General features: G+C 72.0%; 19 protein-coding genes. 9 read left to right on the top strand and 10 right to left on the bottom strand.

All coding sequences use genetic code 11. The annotated features are described in order from the left end of the window. Window positions 1–134 precede the first annotated feature (134 nt). The 4 genes from ACZ5TL_RS28545 to ACZ5TL_RS28530 are packed head-to-tail and all read left to right on the top strand — an operon-like array spanning window position 135 to window position 4077. Window positions 135–2693, top strand: coding sequence for a sensor histidine kinase (locus tag ACZ5TL_RS28545; protein ID WP_468593336.1), 2559 nt, complete (start codon window positions 135–137; stop codon window positions 2691–2693). 20 nt (window positions 2694–2713) lie between these two features. Next, complete coding sequence (locus ACZ5TL_RS28540; protein ID WP_468593334.1) at window positions 2714–3145, top strand: roadblock/LC7 domain-containing protein; 432 nt, start codon at window positions 2714–2716, stop codon at window positions 3143–3145. A 1-nt stretch (window position 3146) separates the two neighbouring features. Continuing rightward, window positions 3147–3506 (top strand): DUF742 domain-containing protein, encoded by a 360-nt coding sequence (locus ACZ5TL_RS28535; protein WP_468593332.1) that lies wholly within the window; start codon window positions 3147–3149, stop codon window positions 3504–3506. After that, the gene (locus ACZ5TL_RS28530) at window positions 3493–4077 is read left to right on the top strand and encodes a GTP-binding protein (RefSeq protein ID WP_468593330.1); all 585 of its coding nucleotides are present in this window, start codon (window positions 3493–3495) and stop codon (window positions 4075–4077) included. The genes ACZ5TL_RS28535 and ACZ5TL_RS28530 overlap by 14 nt, the downstream gene beginning before the upstream one ends. 330 nt (window positions 4078–4407) lie before the next feature. On the opposite strand, the gene ACZ5TL_RS28525 is transcribed toward ACZ5TL_RS28530, so the two are convergent. The 6 genes from ACZ5TL_RS28525 to ACZ5TL_RS28500 form a co-directional block, all read right to left on the bottom strand. Further along, window positions 4408–5364, bottom strand: coding sequence for an ABC transporter substrate-binding protein (locus ACZ5TL_RS28525; protein ID WP_468593328.1), 957 nt, complete (start codon window positions 5362–5364; stop codon window positions 4408–4410). 77 nt (window positions 5365–5441) lie between these two features. Then, entirely contained in the window at window positions 5442–6107 is a 666-nt protein-coding gene (locus ACZ5TL_RS28520; protein WP_468593326.1) for an ABC transporter permease, read from the bottom strand. Continuing rightward, window positions 6104–6808 (bottom strand): ABC transporter permease, encoded by a 705-nt coding sequence (locus ACZ5TL_RS28515; RefSeq protein WP_468593324.1) that lies wholly within the window; start codon window positions 6806–6808, stop codon window positions 6104–6106. Before ACZ5TL_RS28515 ends, ACZ5TL_RS28520 begins: the two co-directional genes overlap by 4 nt. After that, window positions 6805–7932, bottom strand: coding sequence for an ABC transporter ATP-binding protein (locus ACZ5TL_RS28510; RefSeq protein WP_468593322.1), 1128 nt, complete (start codon window positions 7930–7932; stop codon window positions 6805–6807). The genes ACZ5TL_RS28515 and ACZ5TL_RS28510 overlap by 4 nt, the downstream gene beginning before the upstream one ends. 82 nt (window positions 7933–8014) lie before the next feature. Further along, entirely contained in the window at window positions 8015–9472 is a 1458-nt protein-coding gene (locus ACZ5TL_RS28505) for a sensor histidine kinase (RefSeq protein WP_468593321.1), read from the bottom strand. Next, window positions 9469–10167 (bottom strand): response regulator transcription factor, encoded by a 699-nt coding sequence (locus ACZ5TL_RS28500; protein WP_468593320.1) that lies wholly within the window; start codon window positions 10165–10167, stop codon window positions 9469–9471. The genes ACZ5TL_RS28505 and ACZ5TL_RS28500 overlap by 4 nt, the downstream gene beginning before the upstream one ends. 206 nt (window positions 10168–10373) lie before the next feature. Between ACZ5TL_RS28500 and ACZ5TL_RS28495 the strand changes: the two genes are divergently transcribed. From ACZ5TL_RS28495 to ACZ5TL_RS28480, 4 genes are all read left to right on the top strand, one after another. Continuing rightward, a complete protein-coding gene (locus ACZ5TL_RS28495; RefSeq protein ID WP_468593359.1) occupies window positions 10374–11660 on the top strand; it encodes a ferredoxin reductase family protein in 1287 nt (428 codons plus the stop codon). 13 nt (window positions 11661–11673) lie between these two features. Continuing rightward, a complete protein-coding gene (locus ACZ5TL_RS28490; protein WP_468593319.1) occupies window positions 11674–12096 on the top strand; it encodes an FMN-binding protein in 423 nt (140 codons plus the stop codon). A 4-nt stretch (window positions 12097–12100) separates the two neighbouring features. Continuing rightward, window positions 12101–12826, top strand: coding sequence for an FAD:protein FMN transferase (locus ACZ5TL_RS28485; protein ID WP_468593318.1), 726 nt, complete (start codon window positions 12101–12103; stop codon window positions 12824–12826). Window positions 12827–13083: 257 nt separating this feature from the next. Next, the gene (locus ACZ5TL_RS28480) at window positions 13084–15942 is read left to right on the top strand and encodes a type 1 periplasmic-binding domain-containing protein (RefSeq protein WP_468593316.1); all 2859 of its coding nucleotides are present in this window, start codon (window positions 13084–13086) and stop codon (window positions 15940–15942) included. An 8-nt stretch (window positions 15943–15950) separates the two neighbouring features. On the opposite strand, the gene msrB is transcribed toward ACZ5TL_RS28480, so the two are convergent. The 4 genes from msrB to ACZ5TL_RS28460 all read right to left on the bottom strand — a co-directional run bounded on the left by msrB (window position 15951) and on the right by ACZ5TL_RS28460 (window position 19459). Continuing rightward, complete coding sequence (msrB, locus tag ACZ5TL_RS28475; protein ID WP_468593315.1) at window positions 15951–16358, bottom strand: peptide-methionine (R)-S-oxide reductase MsrB; 408 nt, start codon at window positions 16356–16358, stop codon at window positions 15951–15953. Between the two features lie 14 nt (window positions 16359–16372). Next, on the bottom strand, window positions 16373–17764 hold the full coding sequence (gene murC, locus ACZ5TL_RS28470) for a UDP-N-acetylmuramate--L-alanine ligase (protein ID WP_468593314.1): 1392 nt from the start codon (window positions 17762–17764) through the stop codon (window positions 16373–16375). Window positions 17765–17928: 164 nt separating this feature from the next. Next, window positions 17929–18402, bottom strand: a complete 474-nt coding sequence (locus ACZ5TL_RS28465) for an indole-3-glycerol phosphate synthase (RefSeq protein ID WP_468593313.1) — start codon at window positions 18400–18402, stop codon at window positions 17929–17931. Between the two features lie 253 nt (window positions 18403–18655). After that, window positions 18656–19459, bottom strand: a complete 804-nt coding sequence (locus tag ACZ5TL_RS28460) for a pyrimidine reductase family protein (RefSeq protein WP_468593312.1) — start codon at window positions 19457–19459, stop codon at window positions 18656–18658. 37 nt (window positions 19460–19496) lie between these two features. Here ACZ5TL_RS28460 and zapE point away from each other — a divergent pair, with 37 nt between their 5' ends. Beyond that, the gene (gene zapE, locus ACZ5TL_RS28455) at window positions 19497–20594 is read left to right on the top strand and encodes a cell division protein ZapE (protein WP_468593310.1); all 1098 of its coding nucleotides are present in this window, start codon (window positions 19497–19499) and stop codon (window positions 20592–20594) included. Window positions 20595–21236 lie beyond the last annotated feature (642 nt).

The following is a 21236-nucleotide window of genomic DNA, read 5'->3' as shown; positions in this document are numbered from 1 at the left end:
CACTTGTACGGATAACATCCTGCACATCCCATGTGCCGTGCAGGGCACTCCCCCACCTCCGCACCCGTCCCCCGCCCTCTCCGACCGTTCCGCCTCCCTCTTCCACGCCCCCCGCTGATCGCCCTAGGACGACGATGTCTCGACGGACAGGTGCCCGGCGCCGTCTCGGATCCATACGCATCTCCCTGGTCCTCCTGGCCCTCGTGCCGAGCGTCACCCTCGCCGCCATGTGGGGCGTGACGACGATCCAGATGTTCTCGGAGGGCCTCAGGCTGCGCGACCAGACGGAGCTGAGCCGGTCGACCGGTGCGATGGGCACCGACGCGACGCTCGCCCTGCAGCGCGAACGCAGCCTGTCGGCCGCCTGGCTGGCCACGCCGAGGGGCTCCCGGGCCGCTCTCGACGCACAGCGCGAGGAGACCGACAAGGCGGTCGCCAAGCTCGTCGGGCAGGCGGACGCGATCGGGAAGGCGCCGTCCCGCGTCTCCGACCGGCTGTACTCGGTGCTGGGCTCGGTGGGGAGCCTGGAGTATTACCGCGACCAGGTGGACGATCCCACCGACATCACCGCGCAGCAGGCGCTGGACCAGTACTCCTCGATCATCGACGAGCAGATCCACGCCTTCCAGGAGCTGTCCCAGGTCGACGACGGCGACCTCACCTCGCAGGCCGGTCCGCTGGTCGGCCTGGAGCACGCGGCGGAACTGGTCTCCCGGGAGGACGCGCAGCTGACCCTGGCCTGGCCGTCCGGGCACCTCGACGACAAGGCCTGGGTCCAGTTCGCGGAGCTGGTGAACACCCGGCGCTGGCTGGTCCAGGACCAGGTGCTGCCCCAGCTGACCGGCGGCGCCAAGGCGCAGACCGAGCGGATCCTGGCGAGCCCGGAGTGGCAGACGCTGCAGTCGGTCGAGGACCAGGTGCTGGCGGCGCGGAACTCCAGCGCCTCCGCCGACCGCATCGGCCTGCCGGACACGCAGAAGCGGTGGAACGCCGCCATGGACAAGCTGTCCGACCAGTACGCGGGCCTCATCCAGCAGCAGACGACCGGACTGCTCGAGCGCAGTGCCGACCAGGCGGACGCGCTGCTGCTCAAGGCGGCGTTGCTGAGCGCCGGCGGGCTGCTCGCGCTGCTGTTGTGCGTCGGCATGTCCTGGCGGATCACCCGCTCGCTGTCCCGGCGGCTGCGCGGCCTGCGCCGGGCCGCCGTCAGCCTCGCGCAGGACCGGCTGCCCGACGTGGTGGCGCGGCTGGAGCGGGGCGAGACGGTCGACCCGGAGTCGGCGATGACCCCGCTGGACTACGGGCACGACGAACTCGGTCAGGTGGCGCAGGCGTTCAACACCGCCCAGCGCACGGCCGTGCACACCGCGGTCGAACTCGCCGACACCCGGCGCGGCTTCCAGAAGATCATCCTGGGCATCGCGCGGCAGAGCCAGAACCTGGTCAACCTCCAGCTCAGCAAACTCGACACGCTGGAACGCGAGCACACCGACCCCGACATCCTCAAGGGTCTGTACGAACTGGACTCCACGGCCAGCCAGTTGCGGCGCTACGAGGAAAACCTCGTCATCGTCAGCGGCGAACGGCCGGGCCGCAGCTGGACCGATCCGGTCGCGCTGATCGACATCCTGCGCAGCGCGGTCGGCGAGGTCGCCGAGTACCAGCGGGTGGAAGTGCACACCGAGGAGGAGGTGTACGTCGCCCCGCCCGCGGTGGCCGACGTCATCCATCTGATGGCCGAGCTCATCGACAACGCGACCGCGTACTCCCCCGCGCCGAGCCCCGTCACGGTCCGGGCCGGGATGGTGGCGAAGGGGCTGGCCGTCGAGATCGAGGACCGCGGTCTCGGCATGTCGGAGGAGGACCACGCGTCCTTCAACGAACAGCTGGCGGTGCCACCGCAGTTCGACGTGGTGGCGCTCGCCGACGACCTGCGCCTCGGCATGTTCGTGATCGCCCAGCTGGCCCACCGGCACGGCATCGCCGTCACACTGCGCCCGTCGCCGTACGGCGGGACCACGGCGATCGTGCTGGTCCCGCACGAGATCGTGGTGAGGGAGGCCCCGGGCGGCGGGACGCCCGACGAGCGGGTGGCCGAGGGCGGAGCCGGCGCGAACGGCAGAATGGCCCCACCCGGCCCGAGAGGCGCGGGGGGCGGACCGAAGGACGGCAACACCCCGGAGAGCGGGCGGCTTTCGGTGGACGACGGGGGTTCGGGAGACGGACGAGGTTCGGGGGACGGACGACGGGATTCGGGGGACGGACAAAGTCCGGGTGACGCCCGGCAGGACCGGGCGCCGCAGGGCACCGAGGCGTCGCGGGGCGCGGGACGCCCCGCCGGGTCCGCCCGCGAGCCCCGGCCGCTCGTCACGGCCCGCACGGCCGCCGCCGTCGCGCCCTCCACCGCCCGCACGGTCGTCCCACGCCGGGACGGCCTCGCCCCGCTCCCCCGCCGGGTACCGCAGACCAGCCTGGTGGAGGAACTGCGCGAGGAGCCCGCGTCCACCGGTGACGACGGCTCCCCCGAGACTTTCACCGCGGAGGCCGCCGCCTCCTCCCTGGCCGGCTTCCAGCGCGGCACGCTCCGGGCCCGTGACGACGACGCCGAGCCGCCCCACGACGCGGAGGCGGCCACCCCACCCCGGCGGTCCGCCGCCGACCCGGTCCCCTCGACTCCGCCCGCCGACCGCTGACCGCCGACGAAGGACACGCAATGACACGCCCCATCCCCACCACGCACACCCAGCTCGACCAGCTGCTGACCGGACTCGTGGAGCGGGTCGCCGATGTGAACCAGGCCGTGGTGCTCTCCGAGGACGGCCTGGTGGTCAGCAAGTCCACCGGCTTCCTGCGCGACGACGCCGAGCGGCTCGCGGCGACCGCGTCCGGTCTGATGAGCCTCAGCAAGGGCGTCAGCATGGACTTCCGGGGCGGTCCGGTGCGCCAGGCGCTCATCGAGATGGCCAACAGCTATCTGATCCTCACCTCCGCCGGTCCGGGCGCCCACCTGGTCGTGCTGACCGGGCCGGGCGCGGACGTCGGGGTAGTGGCGTACCAGATGAACATGCTGGTGAAGAAGATCGGCGAGCACCTCAGCGCGGCACCGCGGGGCGTGGCCGGACCCGTCGTCGACCCAGGCGTGTGAGGTGAGCGGAGGCGATTCGGCGGGTCGGCTGGTCCGGCCGTTCACGCTGACCGGTGGCCGGACCCGGCCCAGCCGTGCCGACTTCACCCTCATCACGACGGTGACCGCGGTCGACCCGCCGCCGGCCGATGCGGCCCGGTGCCAGCCCGAGCACGCCCGCATCCTCCGGCTGTGCGCCGAGCCGCTCGCCGTGGCGGAGGTGGCCGCGCGGCTCGACCTTCCGGTGAGCGTGGTCGTCATCCTGCTCTGCGACCTGCTGGAGGCGGGCCGGATCACCGCCCGCCCGCCGCGCCTCGTCTCCCGCACCACTCCGGACCTGGACCTGCTGCAGAAAGTGAGGGACGGCCTTGGCCGGCTCTGAGCTTGCCACTGACGCGTCTTCGGCACCCGACACGGTCAAGATCCTGATCGCCGGGGGCTTCGGCGTCGGCAAGACCACCATGGTCGGGTCGGTCAGCGAGATCGTCCCGCTGCGCACCGAGGAACCCCTGACCGTGGCCGGTCTGGGCGTCGACGACCTCGACGGCATCGAGGAGAAGCGGGCCACCACCGTGGCCCTGGACTTCGGCCGGATCACCATCAGCCGGGACCTGGTGCTGTACCTGTTCGGTACGCCGGGGCAGCAGCGGTTCTGGTTCATGTGGAACGACCTGTCCCTCGGCGCGCTCGGCGCCGTGGTCCTGGTCGACGTCCGCAGACCCGACTCCAGCTTCGCCGCGATCGACTTCTTCGAACGCCGTGGCATCCCGTTCGTCGTCGGCGTCAACGGCTTCCACGGCGAACACCCCTATCCGCCCGAGGACATCCGGGAGGCGCTCGCCGTCCCGGAGCACGTCCAGATCCTGCTGTGCGACGCGCGCGACCGGGAGTCGTGCCGGGACGTGCTGATCGCCCTGATCGACCAGCTGATCGCGTCGGCGGTGCGGGCCTGAAGGCAACGGCGCAGACCTGAAGGAAACGGTTCAGTCCCGGCCTCCCGCCGGTGCGGGCCCCACGGTGAACGGCACCGGGCGGTCCGTGAACGCGTCCAGGACGAGGCGGTCGCCGACCGGCCGGTCAGATTCACCGTCACGCTCTCGCCGCGCAGCTCAGTCATGCGGGGGCCGTCCTTGACGCCCGTGACGGCGGCGGTACGCACGGCTCTCCCAGGGGCTCGCGGTGGCCGGAGGCGGTTGCGTCCCTGTGACGCCCCGCCCCCGGCCCGCGTTCGATCCCCCTCGAATCCGGCCGCTCCCGTCATCGCATCGCTACGGGCGGCCGGCTCAGGCCAGGCCCGCCGACGTCAGCCATGCCTTCGCCACGTCCAGTGGGTCCTTCTTCTCCAACTGGACCTGCGCGTCCAGGTCCAGGAGCGTCTTCGTGTCCAGCTTCGCGGAGACCGCGTTGAGCGCGTCGACGCCCTCCTTCGGGAGACCGTCCTTGTGGACCAGCGGCGTGACGTTCGCGAACCCGAAGAGGTTCTCCGGGTCCTTCAGGACGACGAACTTCTCCTTCACGATGGTCGGGTCGGTGGTGAAGATGTCCGCGGCCTGGACGGTGTTCCGGGTCAGCGCCGCCTGGGTCAGCGGGCCGCCCGCGTCGAGCGCCTTGAAGGACTTGAACTCCAGTCCGTACACGGACTTCAGGCCTTCCAGGCCCTGATGCCGGGTCTGGAACTCGGGCGAACCGCCGATCACCAGGTCCGGTGCGGCGTCCTTGAGGTCCGCGAGGGTGGAGGAGGAGGTGAGCCTGTACTTCTCGGCCGTCTCGGCGTTGACGGTGACCGAGTCCTTGTCCTCGGCGGGCGACGACCGCAGCAGCGTCAGCTTCTTGTCGAGCTTGGCCTTGACGGCCGCGTTCACCGCCTCGGTGGACTTCTGCTCGGCCTTGGGGTCCAGGTAGGCCAGCAGCGAGCCGTTGTACTCGGGCAGCACGGTGACGGAGCCGTTCTTCATCAGGCCGTACGTCGTCTCGCGGCTGCCGATGTTGTGCTTGTAGGTGACCTTGATGCCCTTGGCCTTGAGTGCCTCGCCGTAGATGTCGGCGAGCAGGGTGCTCTCGGCGAAGTTGTTGGAACCGACGACGACGGTGCCCGCCTTCGCCTTCTCGCCCGCCAGGGGGTCGTCGGAGGTGTCGCCGGACGAACAGCCCGCGAGCAGTGCCGCAGCGGCGGTGAGCGCGACGGCCGCCGCGCCGGTGTGCCTCGTCCTGGACCAGCTGCTCTTCGCGGTAGAAGTCATCCACCGATCCAATCCAGCCTCTTGACGACCAGTCAAGAGCGGCCTGGTCACGGTTCCTCACGGACACCACTCGGACGTCAGCTTCTGCGCACCCCCGGCGACACGGCCAGTCGGCCCACCGCCCAGAACACCGCCAGCGTGACGAGCGCCAGGACGGCCACGAGCGTGGCGCCGCCGACCACCTTCTCGTAGTTCCGCTGGTAGAGCCCGTCGACGATGTACCGGCCGAGGCCGCCCAGGCTGACGTACGCGGCGATGGTGGCCGTCGACACGATCTGGATGGCCGCCGAGCGCAGGCCGCTCAGGATCAGCGGCAGGGCGACCGGCAGTTCGACCTGGAGCAGGATCCGTGACTCCCGCATGCCCATGCCGCGGGCGGCGTCCACCGGGGAGGGATCGACGGAGCGGACCGCCTCGTAGGTGGTCACCAGGATCGGCGGGACGGCGAGGATGACCAGCGGGATCATCACGGGCAGCAGGCCGAAGCCCAGCACGATGACGATCAGCACCAGCAGGCCGAAACTGGGCAGCGCGCGGGCGGCGGTGGCGAGGAACGCGAGGGCGTTGCCGCCGCGGCCGGTGTGCCCGGTCAGCAGACCGACGGGCAGGCCGATCGCGGCTGCGAGGGCCAGCGCCAGCAGCGCGTACTGGACGTGTTCGAGCAGGCGTTGCGGGATGCCGTCGTAGCCGTGCCAGTGGGCGCTGTCGCTGAAGAAGGCGTTGACGAAGTTCAGTACGTTCACCGGATCACGTCCTGCGGGGCGGGCCGCCGCTGCCGCACCCCGGTCTTCGGGCGCCCGCGGGTGGCTTTCGGCATCCACGGGGTCAGGACGACGCGGAGCAGGACCAGCAGGGCGTCGCACAGGATCGCCAGGACGGCCGTCGTCACCACGGAGTTCACGGCCAGCTCGGGCCGGTCGTACTTCTGCGCGTCGGCGAGCAGGTTGCCGAGGGCGCCCTGGTTGCCGATGAGGGTGCCGACGCTGACCAGGGAGATGCTGGAGACGGTGGCGACTCTGAGCCCGGCGATGATGGCGGGCACGGCGATCGGCAACTGCACCTGCAGGTAACGACGTACGGGCCCGAAGCCCATGGCGGTGGACGCGGCCAGGGTCTCCTGCGGCACCGACCGCACGCCGTCGACGATGGCCGGGACGAGCACCACGAGGCTGTAGACGGCCAGCGGGATCATCACGGTCAGTTCGGTCTGGCCGGTGTAGTCGATGAGGACGACGAAGAAGGCCAGCGACGGGACCGCGTAGAGGACGGTGGTGGCGCCGAGCACGGGCGGGTACAGCCAGCGGAAGCGGACGCACAGCTGGGCGAGCGGCAGTGCGAGCAGCAGCCCGGCCAGGACCGGAAGCAGCGCCTCGCGCAGATGCAGCCCGATCAGGCCGAGCCAGCTGTGCTGGAGGTCGCTCGGGATGTCGAAGAAGCCGTTCACGACGAGACCCTGGCCTCGTCGGCGTGGCCGGCCGCCGCGTGGGCGCTGCGGATCGCCTCGCCGATGGTCGCTTGCGAGACCACGCCGGTCACCCGCCCGGCGTCGTCCACGGCGACGGCGTGGCCGGCCGGGGAGAGCACCGCGCTGTCGAGGGCGGCCCGCAGCGAGTCGGTGCCGGGCACGAACGGCCGTCCGTGCGGGACGAGCCGGTCGGCCCTGATGTCCCCGGCCGTCAGGTCGCGCTGCTCGCCCCAGCCGAGGGGTTTGCCGTCCGCGTCGGTGACCAGGAGCCAGGGGCCGTCGGGGGCGGTGATCTGCTCGGCGGTGGCGTCGGCCGGGATCACCGGGCCGGTCGTCAGTTCCAGGCGCGCGGAGGGGAAGAACGACAGCCGCCGGATGCCGCGGTCGGCGCCGAGGAAGTCCTCGACGAAGGCGTCCGCGGGGCGGGACAGCAGCTCGGCGGGCGGCGCGTACTGGGCGAGGTGACCGCCCTCGCGCAGCACGGCGACCATCGTGCCGAGCTTGATCGCCTCGTCGATGTCATGGGTGACGAAGACGATGGTCTTGCCCAGCTCGTCCTGGATGCGCAGCAGTTCGTCCTGCAGTCCCTTGCGGACCACCGGGTCGACCGCCGAGAACGGCTCGTCCATGAGCAGCACTGGCGGGTCGGCGGCGAGCGCCCGGGCCACGCCGACGCGCTGCTGCTGGCCGCCGGAGAGCTGGTACGGGTACCGCTTGGCGAGCGCGGCGTCGAGCCCCACCCGCTCCATCAACTCGGCTGCCCGTGCCCGGGCCTTCTGCTTGCCCCAGCCGAGCATGCGGGGCACGGTGGCGATGTTGTCGACGATCGTGCGGTGCTGGAAGAGGCCGGCGTTCTGGATGACGTAGCCCATGGACCGGCGCAGGGTGGTGACGGGCCGGCGCTGGATGTCCTCGCCGTCGAGGAGGATCGTTCCCTCACTGGGTTCGACCATCCGGTTGATCATCCGCAGGGTGGTCGTCTTGCCGCAGCCCGACGGTCCGACGAGGACGGTGATCGAGCGGTCGGATATCTCCAGGGACAGCCGGTCGACCGCCACCGTGCCGTCCGGGTACCGCTTGGTGACTGATTCCATCCGTATCAAGACGCCGGGGCCCTTCGGGTTGGCGGACGCTACCTGCCGTGGTCGTACGGGCTGTCGCCGGTCGAGTCTAGACGGCACAACGTCAACGGCCGTCGGAGCCCGCGCCGTTCAGGGGCAGGCACACGGTGAACACCGTCGCGCCGGGTTCGCTGTCCAGCTCGATGCGCCCGCCGTGCGCCCGGACCAGGGACCGCGCGACCGCCAGGCCGAGTCCGCTGCCGCCGCGGTCGCGGCTGCGGGCCTTGTCGACGCGGTAGAAGCGGTCGAAGACCCGGGCCCGGTCGTCGGGCGGGATGCCGGGTCCGGCGTCGGTGACCCGTACCTCGGCCGTACCGGGCGCGACGCGCACCTCCACGGACACCTTCGTCCCGGCGGGGGTGTGCACGGCGGCGTTGGTCAGGAGGTTGTCGACGACCTGCCGGATCCGCAGCGGGTCCATCCGCAGCGGCACCGGACGCGGGCCCGCGAGCACGGTCAGCGGATGGTCGGGGCGGCCCGCGCGGAAGGCGTCGGCCGCCCGGTCCACCAGCTCCGCCAGGTCGGCGTCATGCAGCCGCAGCGGTGTCTCCACCTCGGCCGCGTCGAGGCGGGCGAGCAGCAGCAGGTCGTCCAGGAGGACGCCCATCCGGGCGGCCTCGGCGCGCAGCCGGGCCAGGTGCCGGTCGCGTTCCTCGGGGGCGTTGGCGGCGGCGTACTGGAAGAGGTCCGCGTAGCCGCGTACCGACATCAGCGGGGTGCGCAGTTCGTGCGAGGCGTCGGCGACGAACCGGCGCAGCCGCTGTTCTGCTTCCGCTCGCACGGCGAGGGAGTCGTCGATGTGCTCCAGCATGGTGTTGAAGGCGGTCCGCAGCTCGTCCACCTCCGGTCCGCCGTCCCGGCCGTCGGCGCGCAACGGCAGCCGGGCCGCCGACCCGGTGAGGTTGTGCGAGGCGATGCCGTGCGCGGTGGACGCCATGTCGCTGAGCGGTTTCAGGCCCCGGCGCAGCATCCTGCGTCCGAAGACGACGAGGGCCAGCAGGGCGAGCCCGAAGGCGACGACCTGGAGGGTGATCAGCTGTCCGACCGTGTCCTGGATGTCGTCCATGGGCGCGGCGCTGACCAGGACCACCCCGGGCTCGACCTGGCAGGCGCGCAGGCGGTAGGTGCCCGCGCCCCTGAGGTACTCGGTGCGCAGCAGCTCCGTGTCCGCGGCGGCCTGCGCCGCGGCCAGCCCGGCGAAGTCGTCGACGTCCTTCGGCAGGTCGGCGGGGTCCTCGGGCCTGCGCAGCTCGGGCGTGCCCCGCGAGACGTCGTACACGGCGTAGAACCAGCTGTAGTACTTCTTGCCCGAGAGGGTGCCGTGGTCGGCGATGCTCTTGGACTGGCCGATCTGGGCCTGCGCGAGCTGGGTGTCGAGCTGGGCGGACAGGTAGCCCCGCATGGACGTGGTCAGGGCGGTGCCGACGACGGCGAACACGACGAGCGACAGCGCGCCGAGGCCGAGGGCCAGCCGGGTGCCCAGGCGCATTCCGCGGTAGGCCCGCCGCAGCCGGGCGATCACTCGGAGGCCCGTCGCAGCACGTATCCGAATCCGCGCACGGTGTGGATGAGCGGGGCGGCCCCGTCGTCGGTCTCGTCGAGCTTGCGGCGCAGCCGGCTGACGACCAGTTCGACGACGTTGGACCGGCCGCCGAAGCCGTACTCCCACACGTGGTCGAGGATCTGCGCCTTGGTCAGCACGGTGGGCGACTTGCGCATGAGGTAGCGCAGCACCTCGTACTCGGTCGGGGTCAGCGACAGCAGCTTCTCGCCGCGCCGCACCTCGCGGGTGTCCTCGTCCATCGTCAGGTCGCCGACCTGGAGCACGGCCCGCTGGAAGGCGGGTCCCGCGCTGCGCCGCAGCACGGTCCGCAGGCGGGCCATCAGCTCCTCCACGGCGAACGGCTTGACCAGGTAGTCGTCGCCGCCCCGGGTGAGACCGGCGACCCGGTCGGCGACGCCGTCGCGGGCGGTGAGGAACACCACCGGCACCATCGTGCCGGAGGCGCGCAGCCGGTCCAGGACGCCGAAGCCGCCCACGCCGGGCAGCATCAGGTCCAGCACCACGATGTCCGGGTGGAACTCGGCGGCCCGCTTCAGCGCGTCCTCGCCGGTGTACGCCGTGACCGCCTCCCAGCCCTCGTAGCGGGCGACGGTCGCGACGAGGTCGGCGATGGGCGGGTCGTCGTCGACGACGAGAAGTCGTACTTTTTCCACGACCTCATAGTGCTGCACGGGTCCCGTGCCGCCATAGCCGCCCGCCCTCCCGCCGCGGGATCGATAGACACTTGAAAGTCGTGCGACAGCTTTCCGACAGCTCCCCCGCGTCAAGCTCGGTGTCCCAGGATCCGATCAAGGAGCTGCCGAGCGTGACGACCCTTCATCAACCTCCCGCGGCGACCCGCCCGGGCGTGCGTCCCGCAGTGGTCGGCCGCACCGGCCTGTACGCGGTGCTGCTCGCCAACGCGGTCGCGGTGACCGTGTTCTTCGTCCAGGCCGGTCTCGCCTCGAACGCGCTGATCGTGCTGGGCCGGCTGGCGGGGCTGTACGGGGCGCTGCTCATGGCGTTCCAGCTGCTGCTGGTGGCGCGGCTGCCGTGGTTCGACCGGCGGATCGGCATGGACCGGCTGACGTCCTGGCACCGCTGGACCGGCTTCTCGGTGCTGTGGCTGCTGCTGGCGCACGCGGTGTTCATCGTCTTCGGCTACGCCGGATCCTCGTCCCTGGACCCGGTGAACCAGCTGGTGGACCTCGCGGAGACGGTCGAGGGCGTGCTGCGCGCGATCGTCGCGCTGGCGATCATCATCATGATCGGTGCCGTCTCGGCCCGTTACGCCCGGCGCCGGCTGGCGTACGAGACCTGGCACTTCATCCACCTGTACACCTACGTGGCGGTGGTGCTGGCGTTCACGCACCAGGTTGCGGCGGGTACGACGTTCGCCTCGTCGTCCGTGGCGCGGGCGTACTGGTACGGCGTGTGGGGCGTGGCCCTGGCCTCGGTGTTCACCGGCCGCCTGGTGCTGCCGCTGTGGCGCAACCTCCGCCATCGGCTGCGCGTGACGGCCGTCGTCCCCGAGAACGACGACGTGGTCTCGATCCACCTCACCGGCCGTGACCTGGACCGGCTGCCCGCCCGAGCCGGGCAGTTCTTCCTGTGGCGGTTCCTGACGAAGGACCGCTGGTGGCAGGCGAACCCGTTCTCGCTGTCCGCCGCCCCGGACGGCCGTACCCTCCGGCTCACCGTCAAGCGGGCGGGCGACGGCAGCGCCGCCCTGCGGCACCTGAAGGTCGGTACGCGGGTCTTCGCCGAGGGCCCCTACGGCGCCTTCACCACCCTGCACCGCACCCGTCCGGACGCCCTGCTCATCGCCGGCGGCGTCGGGGTCACCCCGATCCGGGCCCTGCTGGAGGAGCTGCACGGCCACGCGGTCGTGATCTACCGGGTCGCCACGGACCGGGACGCCGTCCTCCACGACGAACTGCGCGCGCTCGCGGTCGCCAAGGGGGCCGAACTGCACCTGGTCACGGGCCCGCCGGTGCCCGACCGGCTGGCGCCGGGGGAGCTGGCGCGTCTGGTGCCGGACATCACCGGCCGGGACGTCTACCTGTGCGGCCCGCCGCCGATGATGAAGGCGGTGCTCGGCAGTCTGCGCGAGCTGGGCGTGCCCAGGCCGCAGGTCCACTTCGAACGCTTCAGCCTGGCCGGATGACGAGGAGACTGTCGTGAAGCGAGCCATACCCGTCCTCGTCCTGAGCATCGCGGGCCTGATCCCCGTCTGGCGCTACGCCCCCTCGCAGGAAGCCGGGTCGTCGTCGGCCGCCACGGAGGCCTCTGCCCCCGCGTCGACGCCCTCGGTCTCGACGTCCGCCGGGTCCGGCGGCACGACCTCCACGGTCGTGTCGGGGCCCACGGTCGACACCGAGAAGGGGCAGGTGCAGGTCGAGGTCACCTTCGAGGGCGACAGGATCGCCTCGGTGCGGATGCTGCGGCAGCCGGACCACCCGCAGACCGCGGCCGCCGTGCCGCAGCTGATCGAGGAGACGCTGGGGGCGCAGAGCGCCGACATCGACACGGTGTCCGGCGCCACGATCACCAGCGACGGCTACCGGGAGTCGCTCCAGGCTGCCCTCGACGCGAAGGGGTGACGGGATGCGGCGCGTCGAGCACGTCATGGGGTTCCCGGTGTCCGTACGGATCGACGACGAGGAATTCCCCGGGGCGCCGGTGGACGGCCTGTTCGCGTGGCTGCGCGAGGTCGACGCGCGGTTCAGCCCGTTCCGGCCGGACAGCGAGGTCTCACGGCTGGACCGGGGCGAGGTGCCCGAGCCCGGACCGCAGCTGCGCGAGGTGCTGGACCTGTGCGAGGAGTACCGGCTCGCGACCCGGGGCGCCTTCGACGTCCGCCTGCCCGGCCGCGGCCTCGACCCCTGCGCCGTGGTGAAGGGCTGGTCGGTGCAGAAGGGGGCGGAGCTGCTGAGGGCGGCCGGGGCACGGCGCTTCTGCCTCAACGCGGGCGGTGACGTGATCGCTTCCGGCGGTCCCTGGCGGGTCGGCGTGCGCCACCCCGAGCACGCCGACCGCCTGTGCACGGTCCTGGACCTCACGGACCGGGCCGTCGCGACGTCCGCCCGCTACGAACGCGGGGACCACATCATCGACGGCCGTACCGGCCGCCCGGCTACCGGGCTGCTCAGCATGACCGTGGTGGCGCCGACCCTGACGGTGGCGGACTCCGTCGCGACGGCGGCGTTCGCGCTGGGGCCGGAGGGCATCGAGTGGGCGGCGTCCCGGGAGCACTGCGAGGTGTTCGCGGTGGACGCGCGGCGGCGGGTGCTGCGCAGCGCGGGGTTCCCGGCGGCTGAGGCGGCGGCGTAGCCGAGAGCTCCGGGGCCGCCGAAGGACGGCGTACCCCCGGGCGTCAGTCGTCCGGCAGGGGCTCCAACCCGGGCGGAACACGTGGGAACCGTGGAGCCGAGCCCCACCGACGCGCCGAAACGCTCCGGAAGTTCGTCCGTCACCCACTCGCACCCCATCGGCACCGGCTAACCTCGTAAGTCACCGACGGTTAACGGGGGTTGCCCATGGTGAACGCTGATCGAACGCCGCCGAACTGCCCTGGGGGCCACGAGGGCATGCCGGAGAGTGACGCCGGGCGCCATCTGCAGAATCAGCTCGAGATCCTCATCCAGGACTTCCGTACGAGCGGCGAGCCGCCGATGCCGGTGTTCGTGGTGCACGCGCAGGAGAGCCGGGACGACGACGCGGTGGCCGGGCTGGTCCGGCAGCTCTACGAGGGGCAGGAGGCGCACGGTACGCGCTGCGCGGTGGCGCAGGACATCCATGAGGGTTCCACGGAGGTGCGCCGGGCCGCGGCCATGGTGCGGGCGCTGAGCGACCCGCGGAAGTGGGGCGGCCCGAAGGCGGTCTACCGGCGCTACGCGTTCCCGCGGCTGCGGCTGGTGCACGCCATCGACGACGCGGTCGCGGCCCTCGGCGACAACTGGCCGACGCCCGCCCCGGGCAGCCCCGAGGCCGGGCAGGACCAGCGGCAGCGGCTGCTGAACGAGCTGGCGCAGCAGCGCTGGCGGCCGAAGAACACCGCGCGCTGGCGTTCGGGGCTGCCGCTGTTCGACATGGCACACATCCTCCCGGCGAGCCTGGTCACGGTGCTCGCCGCGCTCCTGGCCCGCAGTGAGTGGTACGTGGCGGTGGGCGCTGGTCTGGTCTTCCTGCTGCTGCTGACCGTCCTCAACTACGCCCTGCCGGGGCGGGCGCCGATCTTCCTGTGGCTGCGCCGGGAGAGCCGCTGGTTCATGACGACGACCTTCCTCAGGGCCGCGGACCAGGAACAGCCCACCGAGGTCTCGCTGCTGCGGCCGGTGCGCTCCTGGAAGGCGATCGCGGCCCGGGCCCACGGGGTGGCCGAGGCGCTCACGGCGGGCGGCGACTTCCACCTCCAGCTGTGCGTGCTGGCGCTGCGGGAGGACCTGCGGGACAACCACCGCCGCTGGAGCTGGGACCTGCGCGGCTTCAAACGGCCGCGCCCGCCGATGCTGTTCCTGCCCCACGCGGACGACCGCAACGGCGGCGTCGAGCTGATCCGGGCCATCAGCGACGTCCGCAGCCGGCGCAGTGAGCTCGACCCGCTGCTCGTGGTCGCGGCGGTGCGCACGGACGACGTGCCGCGCCTGGAGCGCAGCGTCGTGCAGACGGCGACCCGCCCGGACGCGGTGCCGCCCGTGTTCGGTGTCCGGCTGCGCACCTGGTACCGGGAGTGGGCGCGCAACCTGCGCGCCGAGCAGTCACCCAGCCGGGAGCGGTCCGTCCTCCCGTGGGTGATGAAGGTCCCGCTGCCGCACGACCAGCTCGGTCCGGTCGAGGAGGGCCGCCACCATCTGCGGGCCTCCGCCCGGCCGACGCTCGCCCGGCTGCTGTGGGCGCTGCATACCCTGGTCCTGGTGATCGCCCTGCTGACCGCCGCCACCGTCATGCGGGCGGACGCCCTGAACGACCGGTACTGCTCGGCGTCCGTGCTGACCGCCAACCGGGACACCCGGCTCGAGAAGGCACCCCGGGGCGGCACGGAGTGCATCGGCATCGCGACGGGCGGCGTCCGCTTCGCCGACTGGCTGCCCGCGCCGGAGACCGGCGAGGAGGTCAGAGCGCTCACGGCCGGCGGCCAGGAGCCCTGGACGGTGGCCGACCTGGAGGACCGGATCGCCGGGCAGAACGCGGACGTCCTCGCCCACCACGCCGGCCGGTACGTCACCGTCGTCTATGCCGGGCCGCTGAGCGCCGGCCTCGCGAACGGCTCCTCGCTCGTGAAGGGCGTCGAGGAACTGGCGGGCGTGTACCTGGCGCAGGCCGTCATCAACGAGAACTCCAGCGTGAAACTGCGCGTCCTGCTCGCCAACGGCGGTGTGGACCTGGGCCACCAGGAGGGGATGGCCGAGGCGATCGCCGCGTACGCCGCCCACGACCCGACGGTGGTGGGGGTCGTCGGCACCGGCCGCGACCTGAAGTCGAGCCGGGCGACGACCCGCACCCTGATGGAGGCGGGCCTGCCCGTCGTCTCCGGCACCAACTCCGCCACCTACCTGCCCCGCGAGTTCGCCAACTGGTTCAGCCTGGCCGCCACGGACGAGTGGCAGACCCGGCAACTGGGCCTGATAGCCGCCCAGTTGCGCATCCCGGACCGGCGGCAGTACGCCCTCGTCCTGGCCCGCGACACGGCGAGGACCGACGACCTCTACACCGACGAACAGGCCCACTACGGCCGGCGGATGCTGCAGCGGCACGGCTTCACCCTGCTCGCACAGCGCCGCTACACCCTCAGCGGCGGCAAGCCGGAGCTGCGCTCGCACGCCCAGGAGATCTGCCGCGGCGGCCGGGTCCCGTCGGTGATCTACTTCGCGGGCCGGGTGGAGGACGTCGACCCTCTGATGGCCCGGCTGGGCACCGAGCCGGGTTGCGCCGGAAAGCCGCTGGCCATCCTCACCGGCGACGACCTGTCCAAGGCGGACTTCGCCGGCGGCGGCCACTCCGTCGCGCCGAAGGTCACGCTGTACCACGCCGCCCTCGCGGAGCTGAAGACCGCTGCCACCACGACGGCCTTCTACCAGGACGCCGCCACGTACCTGCCGGGCCTGCAGGGCCGCCGCCTGCGCTACGACAGCCCCGCCCTGGCCAGCGGCCAGACCGCCCTGGCCCATGACGCGACCCGCGCCCTGTTCTGGGCGGCCACCCGCGACGACCGGCCGCAGAGCCGTGCCTCGACCTGGGTGAACCTGCGGAACGTCAAGATCGAGGGCATGGCCACCGGCACCATCGACTTCACCCGCGCCCCGCTGTACGGGGACCGCGCCGGGCACAGCATCGTCCTCAAGGAGGTCCGCCGCACCGGCGACGGCGTCTCCGAGCCCCGCGTGGTGTGCAGCCGCACCGCGGGGAACACGAAGCCCCTCACGCTCAAGGAGTGCCGGATCCGCTGAGCGCTGCCTCAGCCCTCCTCGGGCGACAGCCGCAGCGCGATGCTGTTGATGCAGTACCGCTGGTCCGTGGGCGTCGGATACCCCTCGCCCGCGAACACGTGCCCGAGATGCGAGCCGCACCGCGCGCACCGCACCTCGGTCCGCATCATGCCGTGCGACCGGTCCTCGATCAGCTCCACCGCGTCGGTGTCCTTGGGATCGAAGAAGGACGGCCAGCCGCAGTGGGACTCGAACTTGGTGTCCGAGGTGAACAGGTCCGCGCCGCAGGCACGGCAGGAGTAGACGCCCTGGGTCTTGGTGTCGGTGTACTCACCGGTGAAGGCGGGCTCCGTGGCCGCCTTCCGCAGGACCGCGTACTCGCCCGGGGTCAGTTCCGCGCGCCACTGCTCGTCCGGCTTCTGAACGTCGTACGGCATGAGCCTCCAGCCCCTCAGTTCGACAGACGGTCCAGGATCAGCGGGCCGAGGTCGGTGACATCGCCCGCTCCCATGGTGAGAACGAGGTCACCGGGCTTCGCCATTCCCGCGACGACCGTCGGGACGTCCGCCTTGTCGCGCACCGGCGTCACGTCCGCGCCCGCCGCCCGGGCCGCCTCGATGATCAGCTCGCTGGTGACGCCGGGGATCGGGTCCTCACGGGCCGGGTAGATGTCCAGCACCACCGAGGCGTCCGCGAGGGCCAGCGACTGGCCCATCTCCTTGCCCAGCTGCTGTGTCCGCGAGAACAGGTGCGGCTGGAAGACGACCAGGATCCGCGACTCGCCCGCCGCCGCGCGCATCGCCTCCAGGTCGGCGGTCATCTCGGTCGGGTGGTGCGCGTAGGAGTCGATGACCTGGACGCCGGCCGCCTCGCCCTTGAGCTGCAGCCGCCGCTTCACGCCCGTGTACGCCGCGATGGCGGGGGCCAGCTCGGCCGCCGGGACGCCGAGGGCCACGCCCGCCGCCAGGGCGGCGACCGCGTTGTGCGCGTAGTGCCGGCCGGGGACGGAGACCTCGAAGGTCAGCTCCTCCCCCTCCAGCACCACGGTGACCTCGCTCTTCAGCCCCTGCGGCACGACCGACAGGATGCGCACGGCGGCGTCCTCGGACTCGCCGTACGTCACCACCCGCACGCCGCGCCCGGCGACCCGGCGCGTCAGCTCCCGGGCGCCCTCGTGGTCGGCGGCGATCACCAGTGTGCCGCCCTCGGTGATCCGGTCGACGAACGTCTCGAACGACTCGTAGATCTCGTCCATGGACGCGTAGTTGGCGTGGTGGTCGAGCTCGACGTTGAGGACGATCGCGACCTCGGGGGCGTACGTGTGGAAGCTGCGGTCCGACTCGTCCGCCTCGGCGACGAAGATGTCGCCCTCGCCGTGCAGCGCGTTGGAGCCGGGCGCGTCCAGGTCCCCGCCGATCGCGTACGACGGCTGCAGGCCCAGCTCGCCCAGCGACACGGCCAGCATCGAGGTCGTGGTCGTCTTGCCGTGCGTGCCGGCCACGGCGATCGGCCGCAGGCCGTCCATCAGCGCGGCGAGCGCGTCGGAGCGGTGCACTACGGGGACGCCCAGTTCGGCCGCGCGGGCCAGCTCGGGGTTGTCCTGCCGGATCGCCGAGGACACGACGACGCAGCTGGCGTCCTCGGCCAGATGCTCCGCGGCGTGCCCGATGTGCACGGTCACACCCAGTGCCCGCAGCGCCTCGGCCGTGGCCGACTCCTTGGCGTCACTGCCCGCCACCACGGCCCCGCGCTGCGCGAGGATCTTCGCGATCCCCGACATCCCGGCCCCACCGATCCCGATGAAGTGCGGTCGGTCCATGGCGGGAGGAAGGCCGGGTGCCATGCAGATCTCCAAGAGCGAGTGACGACGATGAGCGCCCATAGCCTATTTCAGGAGCGCGCGGGGCTGTGCCCACTCAGGGGCGCGGGGCCGCGCCGGGGTGCGGCCGCGCCGCGTGGGCGCGGGCAACCGCACGGCCCGTGCGCGGCGGACACCGCGACCCCGCCCTACGCCTTGCTGTGCGAGAACAGCTTCAGCACCGGCACCCCCACCTTGTGCCGGGCCCGCGAAGCCCAGTCCCGGTGGAAGAACTCCTCCACGTAGTGGGGATCGGTCAGCACGATGACCTCGTCCGCCCGGACCTCGTCCACCAGGGACTTCAGCGCGTCCAGCGGATGGTCCTCGATCAGCCGTCCCTCCGCCGCGCTGCCCGACGCCCGCAGCGCGGCGAGTGACACCTCCAGGGCCCGCTGGCCCACGCTCAGCGCCTCCTCCCCCTCCGGTGTCTCTCCCTCCCGCACGGCCTCGTCGAGCTCGCCGAGCGCCACGTCGTCGATGGCCCGCAGCAGCCGGTCCGCCTGCTCGCCGCGCGGCTGGAGCAGGACCTGGAAGGAGACCTCCTCCTCGCCGTGCAAGGTCGTGACGAACTCCACGTCGGCGGACGTCAGGGCCTTCTCGATCATCAGTACGCTTGTGAACACCAGGCGCCCCTTCTGCTCCGGGGGCCCGTGGCCCCCTCCTCCGTGGGCCGTACCGGGCCCTGCGGACATCATCCTGCCCCGTGTTCGCACGGGTACTGCCGGATCCAGTGTGCCCTCCGGACACCAAACGGAACGGCACATTCCGTCGGCGAACGGGCCGACGGTGGCCATCGGCCCTGTTTCCGGGCATACCGGTCGGCCGGGCTTCCCCGGCCGCCGACACCTTGTACCCCGCCTCCAGCGGTTCAGTACGTCAGGCCCGCCCGTACCGGGTGAACAGGAAACCGTCCTCTTCGATCATCGACAGCAGCGTGAAGCGGTGCGGGACGGTGACCGCGGGACCGCCCGCGATGCGCTGCGCGCCACCCGCGGTGAGCATCGGGGAGACGGTCAGGCACAGCTCGTCGAGCACACCGGCCGCCACCATCTGCCCGAGCAGCCGCGGGCCGCCCTCGGTGAGCAGCCGGGTGTGGCCGAGTCCGGCGAGGGCCCGGACGGCACGGGCGGGATCGACGCCGATGCCGTCCCCGGCGGTCACCACGCGCGCGCCCGCCTTCTCGGCGGTGGCGACACGGTCCGGGGCGGCCGAGGCGCCCGTGAGGATCAAGGTGGGGACCGAGGGTGAGGTGAACAGCGGGAGGGAGAAGTCGAGGTCGAGGCTCGCGGAGACGACCGCGATCGCCGGTGCGGGTGTCTGGCCGGCCGCCTCCCGGGCCGCCGCGAAGTCGGCACGCGCACGTGCCGGCCGGTACCCCTCCTGCCGCACGGTCTCCGCCCCGACGACCACGACGTCCGCCAGGGCCCTCAGCGTGCCGAAGATCCGCATGTCCGCCGCGCTGGAGATGGGCTGCGACCGTCCGTCGTGCTGGGCGGCCCCGTCCAGCGTGGACACCATGTTGGCCCGCAGCCACGGCACCGGCCCCCCGTGCCCCGGCTCGGGATAGGCGTACGCGGCGGCCAGCTCGGACGGGCTCCACTCTCTGCCGGCAGCCTCGCCGGACGTGCCGTCCGGGGCCGGAGCTGCTGTTTCATCGGTCACAGGGAACAGACGTCGCATGCCGTGCAGTGTTCCACGCGCCGTAGCATGGTGAACCGTGCCTTCTTCCCCAGCCCGGTCCGGAACCGGCCCCATAACCGAACCGGCCCCGCTCTCCCTGTGTGCCCGCGAGCCGCACGTCCCCGCCGACCGGCTGGTCGCCGAGATGGTGCCGCCGCCGCGGTTCGACTCCGTGCGGTTCAGCACGTACATCCCGGACCCGGACCAGCCCAGCCAGACCGAGGCCGTCCGGGTCCTGGAGGACTTCGCGGCCGGCCTGGGCGGGAGCGCCGACCCGGGCAGGCGGCGGCTGTTCGGTTTCGGCAGGGCGGCGAAGAAGGCCCCCTCCGGCCCGCGCGGCGTCTACCTCGACGGCGGCTACGGCGTCGGCAAGACCCACCTGCTGGCCTCCCTGTGGCACGCCACCCCGGCCGAGCCCGAGCTCAAGGCGTTCGGCACTTTCGTGGAGCTGACCAACCTGGTCGGCGCCCTCGGGTTCCAGAAGACCGTCCAGACGCTGTCCGGCCACCGCCTGCTGTGCATCGACGAGTTCGAGCTCGACGACCCCGGCGACACCGTCCTGGTCTCCACGCTCCTCGGCAAGCTCGTCGACGCGGGCGTCGCGCTCGCCGCCACCTCCAACACGCTGCCCGGCAAGCTCGGCGAGGGCCGGTTCGCGGCGGCCGACTTCCTGCGCGAGATCCAGGGCCTGTCGGCCCACTTCCGCGCCCTGCGCATCGACGGCGAGGACTACCGCCACCGCGGCCTGCCCGAGGCGCCGCCGCCGTACTCCGACGACCGGGTGACCGAGACGGCGCACGCCACCGAGGGCGCTTCACTCGACGCGTTCTCGCCCCTCCTGGACCACCTCGCTCGCGTCCACCCCAGCCGGTACGGCGCGCTGACCGACGGGATCAAGGCCGTGTGCCTCACCGGCGTGCGGCCGGTTCCCGACCAGTCGACGGCGCTCCGGCTCGTCGTCCTCGCGGACCGGCTCTACGACCGCGAGGTGCCCGTGATGGCCTCGGGCCTGCCCTTCGACCAGTTGTTCAGCGACGAGATGCTCAACGGGGGCTACCGCAAGAAGTACTTCCGGGCCATCTCCCGGCTCACCGCCCTCGCCCGCGACGCGGGCAAACTGGCGAACTCCCGGTGACCACAGCCCCAATACCGTGCCAACTGCCGTGAGGTAAGGGTTGGTTCAAGCCAACCCACCCGCGCTTTTCAGGCTCTCTTCAGCTTGAAACGTTAAGTTGACCCTGCAAACGACCTTGCAGGGTTAACGTGTTTCTTGACCAGCCGTTGACCAATCATTGGTCCGCGCTGGATGCGAGAGTCAGCTGAAGGGGGGCGCATGTACCGAGGTGCGACGGCACGGACCGTGGTTTCGATCCTCGCCGCCGTCCTGCTCGCCCTCCAGTTCTTCGCACCCACGGCATCCTTCGCATCCGCGCACACACCCCGTCACGTCGAGGCCAACGCTCAGCCCGGAACTCAACCCTCCGGCAAGTCCGCACGCCCGGGGATCAAACCCTCCGGGAAGGCTCTGCGTGACGAGGTCGCCGCATGCCGCGCCGGACACCACGGGGACCCGACCGGTCCCCTGCGGACCCGCGACCGGGCCCACACCGCCGACTCGGCGCCCTCCGCGCCCGATCGGCCACTCCTGAGGCACATCCAGCCGAAGGCCGGCGAACCGGTCAGACCCGGCCCGGCACATGAACGCACGTCGAGATCCTCGACGTCGCACACACCGGCAGCGCTGCAGGTCTTCCGCTGCTGAGCGGCGGAGCAGTTC

The sequence above is a fragment of the Streptomyces sp. NPDC033136 genome (genome assembly GCF_055578235.1).
The sequence above is the reverse complement of the archived record's forward strand: the minus strand, read 5'-3'. Positions and strand labels throughout refer to the sequence as shown.

Excerpts from the sequence above, each read along its gene's own strand:
- msrB (WP_468593315.1), bottom strand. The coding sequence starts at position 16,358 with ATGCCGTACGACGTTCAGAAGCCGGACGAGCAGTGGCGCGCGGAACTG.
- ACZ5TL_RS28480 (WP_468593316.1), top strand. The coding sequence starts at position 13,084 with ATGCCGGAGAGTGACGCCGGGCGCCATCTGCAGAATCAGCTCGAGATC.
- ACZ5TL_RS28525 (WP_468593328.1), bottom strand. The coding sequence starts at position 5,364 with ATGACTTCTACCGCGAAGAGCAGCTGGTCCAGGACGAGGCACACCGGC.
- ACZ5TL_RS28545 (WP_468593336.1), top strand. The coding sequence starts at position 135 with ATGTCTCGACGGACAGGTGCCCGGCGCCGTCTCGGATCCATACGCATC.
- ACZ5TL_RS28460 (WP_468593312.1), bottom strand. The coding sequence starts at position 19,459 with ATGCGACGTCTGTTCCCTGTGACCGATGAAACAGCAGCTCCGGCCCCG.
- ACZ5TL_RS28540 (WP_468593334.1), top strand. The coding sequence starts at position 2,714 with ATGACACGCCCCATCCCCACCACGCACACCCAGCTCGACCAGCTGCTG.
- ACZ5TL_RS28485 (WP_468593318.1), top strand. The coding sequence starts at position 12,101 with ATGCGGCGCGTCGAGCACGTCATGGGGTTCCCGGTGTCCGTACGGATC.
- murC (WP_468593314.1), bottom strand. The coding sequence starts at position 17,764 with ATGGCACCCGGCCTTCCTCCCGCCATGGACCGACCGCACTTCATCGGG.